Origin of the sequence: Sodalis endosymbiont of Henestaris halophilus (assembly GCF_900161835.1) — a bacterium.
Classification (GTDB): domain Bacteria; phylum Pseudomonadota; class Gammaproteobacteria; order Enterobacterales; family Enterobacteriaceae.
Window position 1 is genome coordinate 203195 of sequence record NZ_LT897836.1, and the last position, 14605, is coordinate 217799.

The window sequence follows — 14605 nt, forward strand, 5'->3', positions numbered from 1 at the left end:
GTAGGCTCGAAACCTGCTTTTAATAGCGGCCTTCAGCGACGGTGGTTATTGACTTTATCTCCTTCGCTTCCCGTTCTCGCTGCTCCTTGCGATCGTGCATATCTAAGATTTGGTCGGTTATTAGGCCTTCCTCGATTTCACGCAAAGCGATAACAGTGTATTTATCGTTTTCTTTAGCGACCATTGGATCTTTTCCGCCAATCTGAATCTGACGAGCGCGCCGTGCGGCGATCAAAACTAGATCAAAACGATTACCAATTTTTTCGACGGCGTATTGTACAGTTACGCGTGCCATATGTGAACTACTCCACAGATAAATAAGTTATTCAAAAATCATAATAAAAATCGTATTATTCTGCCAACAATTTGCTTATTAATGAGTCATGACGTGATTTTTGACGCTCAAGGCGTAATCTCTCAGCTCGGATAATAGTTTTCAAATCAAGCAATGCTATGTTAAAGTCGTCATTAACGACGAGATAATCGTACTCCGCCCAGTGAGTCATTTCAGCTACCGCCTGAGCCATTCGTCGAGCAATAACATCTTCGCTGTCCTGACCACGTCCTCGCAACCGACGATCTAACTCCTCCCTAGACGGCGGTAAGATAAAAATGCTGCGCGCGGAAGGCATTTTCCATCTAATTTGTTGTGCACCCTGCCAATCAATATCAAGGAACACATCAACACCAGTTGCAAGAATCTGTACAATAATGGCGCGCGAGGTACCATAGTAATTACCAAAAACTTGAGCATATTCCAGAAAAGCATTTTCAACAATCATACGTTCAAATTCTGCTACTGAAACAAAAAAATAATGCTGACCATGAGCTTCACCGAGCCGCATGGCGCGGGTAGTGTGAGAAATTGACATCTGGGTGTCATAAAGCGGTTGAGTTTTCAGAAATGCCTGAATCAAACTAGATTTTCCCGCGCCGCTTGGAGCCGAAACAATATATAATGTACCTTTAATCATCATTAAATAGTCAGTATAAATTGAAATAAAACTATAGAACGCATTTCTATTATACGCGGCATTAAAAAAACCATGATGCATTCAACTTAACCGTAGTTATCGTAGATGGGGTAAAATAGAGGTTAAGAATGAATAAAGAAAGCTCGTAGTCAATTAAAAGACATAAATACCACGCTTCTCTTTTTGAAAGTTACAAATGTTTATCTGTAAAAACACCCACAAAAATCACCTTTGCATATTGAAAGTTACATTAAAGAGCTAATAACTGGTAGCTGAAATAGTCATCCGATCAGTCAGTATAATTATACTCGAATTTACAACTTTTAGTTCTTTTTAATGCAAAATTAATGATATTATATGTAACATTTATGCTATTTGTTTCTTTTTAAGTATATTACAAACTTTGTTAAGATTTTATACTACCTCTCAGATCACGAAGAAAAAATACAATTAAGAATGACTTTTGAGCTTGTTGGGTCATGCGTAATTTTTCACGACCTTTTCAGTGAGATAGACGTACTTTACACGGCAATCGGTAGAGCTTTGTTGGCGCTGAAGCATCTCTTATTTTTCTAATATATCAAGTACGGTTACTACCGTACGCGACGAAAAATCATATAATTCTTAATATCGGTACCGTTGGTTTTACCAACGGTAATTATATTTAAAATTTTCATTTTGGTATCGAGAAACCTTCGTTTATGAATTGACTATTCACTTTTTTGAAGCGATCATAGATACGCGATTGGTACTCACATATTACTGAAATATTATTTAATTCATTTATATTCAATCTCTATATGTTATGCATTAGCTATTATCTATTCTATAAACGGTAGGTTTCTGTTAATAATGATTAATGATTTAATATCATTGGGCTAATATTACATCTACACATAATCAATGATGTTGATAAATACCTTTAACTGCAATATTGCTATATTATGTTAAGTATCAAAATATATTTTACAAAACATTATTTCTTAACCTACATTAATTAGGATAATTTAAAGACAAAATAGTATAAATTAAACTCTCTTAGTTAGTATTACTGCTAAATCAGAGTAAGATATTTTACTTATGATTCATTACTAACAACTTAACCAATTTGTCGGTTTATTTTAAATTTTCAATATAACTATAAGAAAAAGGTACATAGTTTATGAAAAGATAACAAATATAAGTTTGCATGCATTAGTTATCAATAATATTTATTATTGCTGTCATTTATTTATTGAAACTTACGTCAAATCATACTTATATATGTATCGTCAAAATCAATAAATTAATTAATTTATATTTAAATAGTATAATAAAAGAGTGCAACGGACATTATCTCTGTGATTGCAAAAGCAGAAATCACGATAAAACAATACGTAAAAAATTACACAAATTTATTACTTGTTCTATATTACAGATAAATATAAGATAAAATGCAAAATTTAGCCCTGCAATCTATTTAATATAATACTAGTAACGTAACTCAATAAAATTAATAGAGTTTATTTACTCTTCACCTCAACTATTACGTTACTGCCGTATTAATGATAGATACCGTGAAGGAAATGAAAGCAAGTCAATCTTCTTACTATAAGATTACTGGTCGTATCTGATCTGGCCTAGATACAGATGATATAATACATAGTTAAGTAAGAAAAGAAGTAATATTACACTACATCAAATTAGCGCTATCAAAGCGAGAAAATAGGATTAAAACCCCATCACAGACTATCTTTTTGCAAAATAGTTACTTTATCATAATAATGTACCTTAATATCCATGTATTTTACAGTCGTAAAAAAATAAATTAAACCTACACGTGCCAATCAGGTTATATGGTTTTACGGTTACATGTATTTTAACTAGTTATTGCCATCAACGACAGCAATAATTGGAGTAATCTACCGCCTCTTTGTCGCCTGATGCGAACCTCTATTTCCTAAATTATAAAAGAAAATTATATTCATAGCTTAACAAGCTAAGCTAATAGCTTATTAACTGATCATCTTGTTCGATACCATGAAGAGCAGCGGATATTAATTGTATCACAGTGCTGATAATTGATATGGAGTTTCATAACTTTTTTACACAGCATTACTGACGCATAATTCGTCTACGCCCTACCATAGCATAGATAAATTGGCATTTGATTTGATCACGTAATGTAACTTTCTCTAATAAGAGTATAATAATTATGAAGACCTCAACTCTAAGTTTCTTATCACTTTATTCTCAATGTAATAACATGTACTCCTGTTTATAAATGGGCATATATCTTATTGGCTATTGCGGCAGCTGCTGGTTAACCCAGCAGCAACTGCTGCGACATAATTTGCAGAGACATCATTAATGTTCGCATTTTAATATTCTAGTTTGCCACACATAATCTTATTGATATACATATGGTAGCATCTTTAGATGCATTAGATATACCTTGCGGCTAAAACAATACAACAATAAATTATTACCTTCTTAATGCTGAGAAGCATAACAAAATATTTTACGCTAATTTAGCATACTTATATCACGATAATGTTGTCTTGCCCGAAATGAACAAATTACTCTACTGTTGGTATCGCTGAACCCGTCTCTTAGTTCTTACTAAGGGACGCGCTAACTCGACACGTTATCTACGCTGCCGTACGATTAGATAATATCAATTCACATGTAAGAAAAAACTTTAATCTGCTCTAGTGTTACCACAATTATTATCATTATTACCTTCATAAGTACTAGCCATTTACGGGCGAGTAATCAAAGCGCGTACCCCATTATATATGCATATTCAAGCGTATATGGTATTATATTATTCCGCTATTAAATATAGTTGATGCAATAGATCTACTAAACCTAATATTTAGTCTGCAGAGCAGACAATAGCTCATGACTCTTCTTAATATTCATCAATTAAATCTTAGTTACGCTTCTTCCTGTTAGTGGCAACAAACTATAAGCAATTTGATTTTGATCATTAATAAAATTCAGTATTTTGTGCGTGAGCGAAAAATATTTCAGAAAATTTACTACTAGTAAGTAATCATGTTCATTACTCTGCTACCCCATGCCCAAAGACCGAGGATAATAATTCTTTTACTATAGCATTATTTATTGGTCAATGCTGTCCGAGATAATTAAAGCGTAAAATACACAATAAAAGTATCTTCTATCACTCGCAAGATCAAACTACTTGAACTCAAGTTAGTAGTGAGGATCAGTAAAACATTTCTTTACGCTAATTAGCTTTATGTATGCGGAAAACACAATAGTGCATCTCGCCATAAATGCATTGTTGTTTACTAAGACGTAAATACTGATAGCAAATAAAATAGCTGCATATCTAAAGTTCCACGAAAAAAAATACAGCCAATAAAGTGTAATTAGGCCATTAAGCAATGGCTAGTATTATTCTATATACTACACGATTATTTGCGTAATCTTGTCACTTAGCTGCAGTCATGTCATGTAAGTAAACCGTTCAGGTAGCAATTATTAAATAAAATTTCTTTCTTGAACAAAAAGAAAAACATAGTCAAGATTATCTTCTTATGTTGATTATAGCATTTATCACTCATCGCGTTATTTGCCAGATCAACACTGATTCTTAGTGCGCGTAATTAAATAATGCAATATAATACAAGAAGTTTAGTTTTCTAACAAAGGAAACTTTATAGATGCTATCAACATGGCTTTTATCTTAACCTATACTTACGTGACGTATATAAAAATAGACATTAAGTAAGCTATCTCCATCAAATGAAAAAACGGTCGATAGGTCGTTATCAGCCTACTAATATAAACAAAATGGCAACAAATATGTCAAAATGTTATGCTTTCTATAGCATTAATATTCAATAATGTAGCTCAATCGAATCTAGGGCGACGATATCGCTGGTATATAAACCATGAAATATTCAGCTTATTTAGATGTAATTTTAATTTGTTACGTTTGTACACGAATTTAACTAGGTATTATAGGTGATGTCTATCTCTTTTACCCCTTCACCCAAAAAACACGCGCGCTAACAGTTAAAGGAGATGCAAATAACCTGAGAGATACATAAAGAAAACCTTGTGATATTTACTCCACAAATACTAAATAAATTACGATACTTTCAAGTACTATTGCACTATTAAATAAGGCAATGCCTTATCCGAATAGATTACTACTGTAATAATAGTTATATGGTACTGATCTTTATGCGTTTATAGTAAAAGTGCTATCGCAGACCTTAATAATATATAATAAAAGTTTAATACTTACCTAATGATAGCGATTATTCCCTACACAACCAGTTAGAAATTACCAGTCTTGTTTTACTCGGTAAATGGCATGTTTTTATTTTAAAATTTAATAAGGTATATATTTCTAAATCCACAGCAACAACGCGATATTAAGTACATAAATAGTGAATTTATTAGCTGACGCCTTATTAAAGACATACATCAAAAATAATCTGTCAATACCTAACTAAGCAGCCAGTTTTTCTGGTGTTAATTACTAAAACGGTAGGTACCATTAATAAAAGACATGAATATAATTAAAATGATTATTTGTTATAGTCAGACGATTAAATTGTCATGTAAAATATTAATTAATGTAAATTGTGCTAATAAAATCGCACACTGTTATAACTTGCTCAAAAACTAAAACTAGTCAAATAAATTCAACTTACTTACTTTAGTAAGTTGAATGTTTAATTCAAGAATTAAGAAAAGATTCATGTAATAGCAAAATGCTGCGTGTCTTGACTTCTATATACTAATTTGCTAACAACTTATTTATATTCTGTAATATCATGCATAATATTAACATCTTAGCTAGCACACAACAAACTATACAACAGTAACTTTAATTTTTATTTGTAATAAAATTATCACAAAACATTAATATATTAAAAAGACGATACTATACAAGCAAGATACTTAACACTATGAAGATAATATATTTATCGTAATTACCTAAGTTGGGATATAACAATAAAATACCACGGTATTAATAAATAATCAAACAGGTGATAATTACCAAAATTATATTACATAAGATACTACTACACGTTTATGTTTTATGAAATAATTCATCATAATACCATCGCCATCCTCAATTACTGCAAATAAGGTAATACTATTTAGTACTATCAATTATAATAATGCACTCATAAGTGCATAAAGAAAAAATATATGATACTTAGAAGTTACTAAGTCACTACAATAAAACTTAATTTTTATCAAAAAGATAAATAAAAAAGTAAACGTCAAATACATCATATTTTATAGTCTTAAAACTTGCATAAGACTGTGTTAATTTACTTTTTTTTGTGTAAAAAGCTGCAAATAGGCTTAAACATAATAATATTTACGTAACTTAATCGATAAATTAAATAATAAATAAACCATATTAATTGACTCATAATTTATTATCCTACTATGCTTAGTATAAATTTTATTATGCGTATATCTTTTGTTAGTATTACAGGTAATACATTACTAATCGCTCACACTATACTAAGCTACATTAAGCAATATATATTCTGCTCGTAACATAATATATTAAGGTTAAGGTAACGTAAACTTAATATTTAAAGTGACTAAATTAGTAACAGTACTTAATATCATTTCTATACGTGATCGATATTTAAATACTAAAAAATTAAAATAATACTTTAATTATTTAACTAACCAAAATATGTAAGATTGCATTTTAGTAGATCTTTATACAACTTACTTAAAATAATAGAGTAATGTTTATCTATCTACAACTCACATGTAATATGTGAGATATAACTTATATTTTATTTGTTGTTATAGTTTGTAACTTAGTATAAATTCAAGAAAATAAAGTAGTTATGATATCAGATATGATCATATAATTTGTTTTATTAACATAAAATATTTATAGGCATTAAAAATATTACTTTTGAAAAAAATTATTTATATGAGTGCAACTTAAGAATACTTTGTTTTAAAGTAAAATACTACAACACTTGTATTTACATTTACTAAATAAATATTTGATCAATTGATCGTAACATACAGAAATTATTTAAAATTTATATAAATTATTTTGCTAAAATTAACATATTTAGTAAAATCTTCATTGAGAATTACTCAAATTTAAATTATATGTTGAAATGAAGATCGATCTATATTTAACAAATATAGATTAGAGAAAAGATTCTCTCCTGCTTTGTTATCATGGTCTTGATTATTATCAAAAAATAGTATTAATAACAAAATTTATTATTGTAATAGTAATTAATTAACTAACAATTAAGTAGCTATCATCTATATTGATAGCGCGCATTAATAATATTATATATTTGCATGTGGCAATAGTGATAGTCATTAATTACTTTTCTTTTCGTTAAATCAAAAAATTTTAGATAACTACAACTAAATTTTTACACAAAAATATAAACCAACAAATTAATATAAAATATGTCTTTGATTTATCTATTTTGCGTTAAACGAGGAACTCGTATTACTTACCCTAGACGGTAGTTGTATTTTAACGTAAATAAACTATTTGTGTTTACATCGAACGGGCTAATACTAAATAGTAGTAGAGTGTTAGTCTTTGTGCTGCAAATTAATACCGACGCGTGTTATAGCAATATACTCTCCTTGAGTTTAAATTATAAAACCTCTGTAGCACAAATTTTAGTAGACATACTTTACTCGTATCAAAGCCAATAATAATATAAGAAAATCTTTATAAGAAAGTGCCATTATTTACTTATCCCTAGCCGTCGGGACGAGCTAGTTAGTGGTATTATTCGAATAATATGCTGTAAGCGGCAAGCCGCAAAGAACTTTGTAGTACTTCAACATTAGCTATCAATAATACTAGCTTATCAAGAAATACAAGCATAGTTGACATCACGGTAACAACCGTTAACATACACAGTCTCATAATAAAGACTCACAAAAAATTTTTTTTATTTATCTTATCAAGACGTAAATATAGTAACTACACCATATTTATGGTGCCAAATAAAATAATTTTATTCTGTAAATAAATAGATTTTATCTTTAATATTATTAAGCAAGTTAATAAAAAGTATTTTAGATAAACTATACTAATAACCAGATTTATAACAAGATATTATTCTGACAAAACTCAAATTAGTAACATCTTTAAAATTCTTAATACCATCGCTGTAATAACCGACGCCAGAGAGATCATCCAAACTAGACCATCACTAATGCATGACCTAAGAAAAAGTAATGCTAAGTTAAATTATTTACTAGCTTATCCAGATCTCCGTCAAACTTTATATGAAAAAAAATTCTTCAATGCCTAATATAGCATCAAATTTGATGTAAGAAGCAATTACCGCTTATCAACGAATTATAATAGTTGCAGTAAAACACTATGAATGAGCAACCCAAAATTACCGGCAAAATATTAAAATAAAAGTTATGATAAATCGCTGTCCACAAAGTAAAATACTGCGATTAAGCCTCTAAGTTATTTATGCTTATCAAAAAGCAAAAAAAGAGAATTTATCTCGGAAGCCAACTAGTTAAATAAGATAGAAACTAATATTGTAAAAATGATTAATGTACGAAAGTCAATTAAAACTAATAATAAAACTGTGTAAGAGCAAACCTTTGTTAAGTTACTGCACTTTGATGTTAGGAAAATATCAATAGTTTTATAATAAGCTGGGTGAGCACACAGCTATGGCCTTGAATTAATTTATCAAGCGCAATAATGCGTAACACTCTAAAAGAATGAATTTATATTCAACTAATACAACAATGGCTTTACAGGTAAAATACCGGCTACATATCATTTTTAGATCCCCCTAGAAGTTTATGCTAGACCGGCTATCTGATGTTACATTTGTTACAACAATAAAGATTTCAGTAAGAAATATATCTGATTTTGTATAAAAGAAAATAAAAATAGAATTAAGAATATAAAACATGACTAAGCCAACTATGCAAAAAGTATCTTCATACACAGTCATTAGCGATAAGTAACAGCCAATAGACTGCTATTCTTCTACTTAAGTAAGTATTCAATAAACGTAGTCTTGCTGAAGGGATTAAGGTCACATTAGAAAGAATTTTCTTGAAACAAATCGGTAGTTATTAGAAATAAATAGACAATTATTTAAATAAAATGGATTGGTAATCTGACTATATTTTATGTTTCTTAGGGCAAACAGACAAAATACGTGAATAGAAATAAAATAGTTTTATAGCCTTAGACAACATCTACTAATAACAACATGTTGTATTCACGGAGAAAAGCAAGTATGATGAGTTATCATCGTTAACAACATGGAGAGTTTATCGTATATAATTCTTGCCCGTTGTATCAAAATATTTTTAAAAGCAAAATACGAATAACACTCATTTTTACTGTGTTGATCACAGTATGACCATTTATTCAGTCTCATAAAGCAAATAGCTTGTAACCCGCAAACGAAGAAATATACATCAATTTTACTTGTTCAACATGAAAATTTATCTCTCTGGCCAGCATCTATAATTAGTAGCGACCTAAGATACGCACTAACTACAACTGGTATATTTATAAATATCAATGTATTCCCGCAGTTGTGCTTTTCTTTCCATTAATCCTAATTTTCCTGAGAAGATTTAAGGATAACAGTGACTTACTAGAATTTTTCTCTATAAACTAGGTCAAGATAAATCTATCTAAATAATCTAGATCTATAAGTAGATTCAAGTATTAGCATTCAATAAGCCTATTCACCTCAAACAAAAAAAAACTAAAGCAGAGCAAGGTTATATTTGTAATCAAAATAATAGTAGTCGTTGTATGCAACACAAAAAGCAAATAGATTAAAATCTCTATCCTAGTTGCAATAAGAAATTGTATATCAGGTTAAATAAAGTTATTAATAAATCGAGTAACGTAAGAATTGATAATTTACATTGTTTTAATCTCTAATATTAATAGACAGAGTTTACGCCCCGCCTATAAAAGGGCCTGCTTAATATGTATAACGGTACAAGCTGTATATAAATACGCTGTAAAATCAAGAGCGATTGGCTAGTTAGCGAACTAAAATTATTACACGATAGTTGCATCTAACTTTTATATTGCTAATATAGCAATAGTTACGGTAATAATACACCAAAAAAAGTTATAGGCATTTAACTGTTTTGGGTAATCCAGCAATTTTGGTTGCCTGCTTAGCTGGTCCTTGCGGAAATAAATAAAAAAGGTAACGACTGTTCCATTTCTCCGCGCCGTAAACATTAGATATAGCGGCTAATAACATACGAACCGTTGGCGATATTTTATATTGCATATAAAACGCACGTAAGAAATAGATAACTTGCCAGTGGGCTTCACTTAATATCAGGCCTTCTAAACGAGATATTTTTACAGCTAATTCCTCGCTCCAATCCTGAGGATTTATTAAATATCCTTGTGCATCCATCGAGATTTCTAATTTACTACACCTCATCGATCACTGTGTCCGATTTAAAGTTAGCTGATAAAATCTAGTTAATTTATTTTAGTTAAAAACAACAGGTCCTGCCTTAGGCAGGACGTGAGAGATGTAAAGAGTATTAGTTTCTACGCATACCGCTAAATATACTGAGCATACTTGTGAAGCTATTGTAGATAGACACATACAAACTGACAGTGGCGCGGATATAGTTCGTTTCTCCGCCATGGATGATATTGCTGGTTTCCCACAAGATTGCTGCTGAGGAAAATAGGATAAACATGACGCTTATCGCTAACGACATAGCGGGAATGTGCAAAAACAAATTAGCAATTACCGCAATCAATAGCACAACGAAACCAGCCATCATCATTCCCGACAGGAAGGACATATCCTTGCGAGTAGTTAGAACATACGTTGAGCAGCAAAAGAAAACTAGTGCGGTGCCACACAGAGCCAACATGATGGCATCACCTGCACCAGACGCTAGCAATATACTTAATAACGGCCCCAGTGTATATCCCATAAAACCGGTTAAAGCAAAAGTAGCGACAATTCCCGCCGAGCTATTGGCTAACCGATGTGTCAAAAACAGAAGCCCGTAAAAACCGGCCAACATTAGGATCAAACCAGGTGCTGGCAACCGTATTAATGTACTTACAGTGGCAGTAAGAGCAGAAAATGCTAACGTCAACGACAATAAGAAATAAGTATTGCGCAATACCTTGTGGGTGCTTAATAGCGAATGTCTGCGCGAGGATGTCGCAATCAAACGATTCATAATTTGCCTCTCAAAATTTATATTTAAAATAATAGGTTAAAACACGTTACGTAACGCTATGTCTTGTCACAGTTGTGTTTATATCTTGTTACTTATGTTTACGTAAAACGCCTGCGATTGCGCACAAAACACAGATGAATAGCAGACTAATAAAATTAAATTAGTTAATTAATGCGAAATGCTCCTTGCAAGATAAAAAATTGTGTTTATAATTGTAGCTCCGTGGAGGAGTGGCCGAGTGGTTGAAGGCACCGGTCTTGAAAACCGGCTAAGGGTGACTTTTCGTGAGTTCAAATCTCACCTCCTCCGCCACGTTACTTGACCTTAAAAGTTACATTTGATAATGTCACAAGAATTTACCAAGTTTTAAATAAAGCTTACATTTACATTCTATGACGTTATTCTAACTATACTAATTCACTTGATGTTATCATCAATAATTTATTATTTAAACATACACTGTTTTTAGCTATGCTCTTAATAATATATGATTTATGTTTAATACGCAACATCTTTTATCTCTCCAGGTATAAAACGTGAGATGCATTTCCATAACTTAAGTTTCGGAGATATTTTTCACGATCTTTTACCTAGTCAAACGACTAATATTTTTTAACTGAAATACCCGACTTTATGCTTCTTCCTGACTATGAGGAAAGAAGCTACTAGCTTTAGCCAGTATTTAAAGAAAAAAGATACTCGTAGTCTTTCTATATAAACTTTTATTTGATTAATCTCCCGCCTCCCTATTACCCATGTAGTACTACTCATCTAAATTTTTTAGGCAAAATTACTGTACTACAAGTACATAAATAAGAATCTAAGCGCTTAAGTTGACGAACAAGCATTGTAGCATGACACCTACATTTTTAAAATAAGGTTTTATTTTACTAAAATATAAGGGATAAAGAAATAACATACGAATTAATGCCTAACGGCAAAAACACAATGCAGCTATGATCGCCAAAATAATTCCGCTACATAATTAATCAATAGTTCAGAACACTCATTCTACAAGGAACTTAATTAACATTAACACCTAATATTTAGGTAAAAATTTGACCTAAATCAACAATTAAATGTTAAACCGACGCAAGCATGATCGCAAGAATCGTATTCTGCTATTGAGCAACGTCAGTAATATCTGTGTGATAATGCTTTTTGTGCGCTTATTACCACACAGATATTAAATATCTTAAATATATACATTTATCAGTGAAATCAGCAATAATCTACCTATTATTTGTAGTGATTTTACCTGCTATTTTGCAACATTAAGATCAAGAACGTAACAATGATGTTAATCATGGAGCTTGATAGCACAGGGATAACTTCCCTGCAGCATTGTGGGGCTTTTATACCAAAGACGATAATTTTTGCTTATGCCTCATAAGGTTATACAGACATGATAAGAAAATCGTTAGCCGACATGTTGTGTAGTCAATTTGACGGACAAAATGAAACAAGTACCCACAAATGAGGTTGCTATATACTAATACGACATATCATCGAGTAGTCAAAACTGGCACCAGATTGAATCTAGTAGGGTAGGTGAGACATGAAAGTATTTGAATCAATACAACTCTTTACTAGCGATAATGAAAACCGTATCATCAAGTAAGGCTTGAATTTTATATGTGCTATTTACGTTATTGCAGTGATCCTACCACATAGCATTTATATCGATCGCCTCTACTAACTAATATTTATTAAATATAATTTCAATGATTATCAGTGTATTGTGAGTTACTCTGTTTGAATGTGAATTGAGCAAAATACAGAACAATAACTAATTGTTTGATAACAATAAAACTATTAAATACATAAACTTAATTGTGAAAATTGGCTACGCCTCATAGAAAGATAATTCTTTTCTCTTTGTAAGATATAACTAATTTTACCTACCTGATAATATCAAAATAAGCAGTGAATTATGTACGCCTTATTTTGGGAGCAACTATGTTTCGTATTCTGCACTTTATCCTAGCACTCGTTGTAGTCATCACTTTGGCAATGTTAATTAGTCGCGATCGTAAAATCGTTCGTGTGCGTTTTATTATTCAGATGTTAGCGATTGAAATCTTACTTGCTTATTTTTTGCTTCAATCTCAAATAGGTCTAGCTTTCGTGCAAACTTTATCTACTCTGTTTGATACATTGCTAAGTTTTGCTGCGACAGGTACCGGTTTCGTTTTTGGCAATATGGAAAAGCAAGGTCTGGCATTATTCTTCCTTAATGTACTTTGCCCGATTGTATTCATGTCAGCACTTATTGGCATCCTGCAGCACATTCATGTGTTACCTTTCATGATCCGTATTATTGGTACTGTATTTTTTAAGATTAACGGTATAGGCAAACTGGAATCGTTCAACGCTGTCAGTTCACTGATCCTAGGACAATCAGAAAACTTTATTGTTTATAAGGACATCCTTAGCAAAATACCTGAGCCACGCATGTATAACATGGCTACCACGGCGATGTCGACGGTATCCATATCCGTCGTTGGTTCTTACATGACTATGCTAGTACCAAAATATGTCGTGGCAGCACTAATGCTGAATATGTTTAGTACCTTTATTATATTGTCTCTTCTCAATCCTTACTGGGTAGAAACTGAAGAAGATTTGAAGATGAGCCTTCTGCATGAAGGGCAAAGTTTTTTTGAAATGCTGGGAGAATATATATTAACCGGTTTTAAAGTAGCAATTATCATTGCAGGAATGCTTATTGGGTTTATAGGATTAATTTCAGCCGTTAACGAGTTAGTTAGCATGTTATTAGGAATAAACTTTCAGGTAATTCTTGGTTATATTTTTTTCCCATTCGCCTGGATGATGGGCATGCCTTCACCTGAGGCTCTTCAGGTGGGTAGAATTATGGCAACTAAATTAGTGTTGAATGAATTTGTCGCCATGATCGATTTACAAAAAGTCGCTGATGAATTATCACCGCGATCACTAGGAATTCTATCAGTATTCTTGGTTTCGTTTTCTAACTTTTCTTCAATAGGCATTATATCTGGCGCAATAAAATGCTTAAACGAATATCAGGGAAATGTTGTCTCACGTTATGGCCTGAAACTAGTCTATGGTTCAACGCTTGTTAGCTTGCTATCAGCAGTCATCACCAGCTTGGTGATTTAAAATCTTAACAAACTATGTTTCATGTTTTACTAACTTAAGGGATAACACGGAGGGATCACAAACAAGTGCGTAATTCCCTACGTTACCTGAACTTTCTAGACGTACAAATAATAAATAGCTAGTTTTTTATTGATGGAGCTAAGCGGGATCGAACCGCTGACCTCTTGTATGCCATACAAGTGCTCTCCCGGCTGAGCTATAGCCCCGTAAATTATAATATTTCCTATAGCGAATAGGTTATATTCGTATAAATTTTAATAAGATCTGTCAAT

Annotated in this window: 5 protein-coding genes and 2 tRNA genes; 2 read left to right on the top strand and 5 right to left on the bottom strand. The window is 31.6% G+C overall.

All coding sequences use genetic code 11. The annotated features are described in order from the left end of the window. Positions 1-19: 19 nt before the first annotated feature. The 4 genes from rpoZ to yccA all read right to left on the bottom strand — a co-directional run bounded on the left by rpoZ (position 20) and on the right by yccA (position 11189). Entirely contained in the window at positions 20-295 is a 276-nt protein-coding gene (rpoZ, locus tag HBA_RS00480; protein ID WP_097032112.1) for a DNA-directed RNA polymerase subunit omega, read from the bottom strand. 55 nt (positions 296-350) lie between these two features. Next, complete coding sequence (gene gmk, locus HBA_RS00485; RefSeq protein WP_097032604.1) at positions 351-974, bottom strand: guanylate kinase; 624 nt, start codon at positions 972-974, stop codon at positions 351-353. A 9122-nt stretch (positions 975-10096) separates the two neighbouring features. Continuing rightward, complete coding sequence (locus tag HBA_RS00490) at positions 10097-10423, bottom strand: TusE/DsrC/DsvC family sulfur relay protein (RefSeq protein WP_097032113.1); 327 nt, start codon at positions 10421-10423, stop codon at positions 10097-10099. Between the two features lie 106 nt (positions 10424-10529). After that, a complete protein-coding gene (gene yccA, locus HBA_RS00495) occupies positions 10530-11189 on the bottom strand; it encodes an FtsH protease modulator YccA (protein ID WP_097032114.1) in 660 nt (219 codons plus the stop codon). A gap of 224 nt (positions 11190-11413) precedes the next feature. Here yccA and HBA_RS00500 point away from each other — a divergent pair. Both HBA_RS00500 and HBA_RS00505 read left to right on the top strand, forming a co-directional pair. Beyond that, a tRNA-Ser gene (locus HBA_RS00500) sits at positions 11414-11501 on the top strand. A gap of 1647 nt (positions 11502-13148) precedes the next feature. Beyond that, complete coding sequence (locus HBA_RS00505; RefSeq protein ID WP_097032115.1) at positions 13149-14333, top strand: NupC/NupG family nucleoside CNT transporter; 1185 nt, start codon at positions 13149-13151, stop codon at positions 14331-14333. Positions 14334-14466: 133 nt separating this feature from the next. Here the strand turns inward: HBA_RS00505 and HBA_RS00510 are convergent. Then, a tRNA-Ala gene (locus tag HBA_RS00510) sits at positions 14467-14539 on the bottom strand. Between the last annotated feature and the right edge of the window lie 66 nt (positions 14540-14605).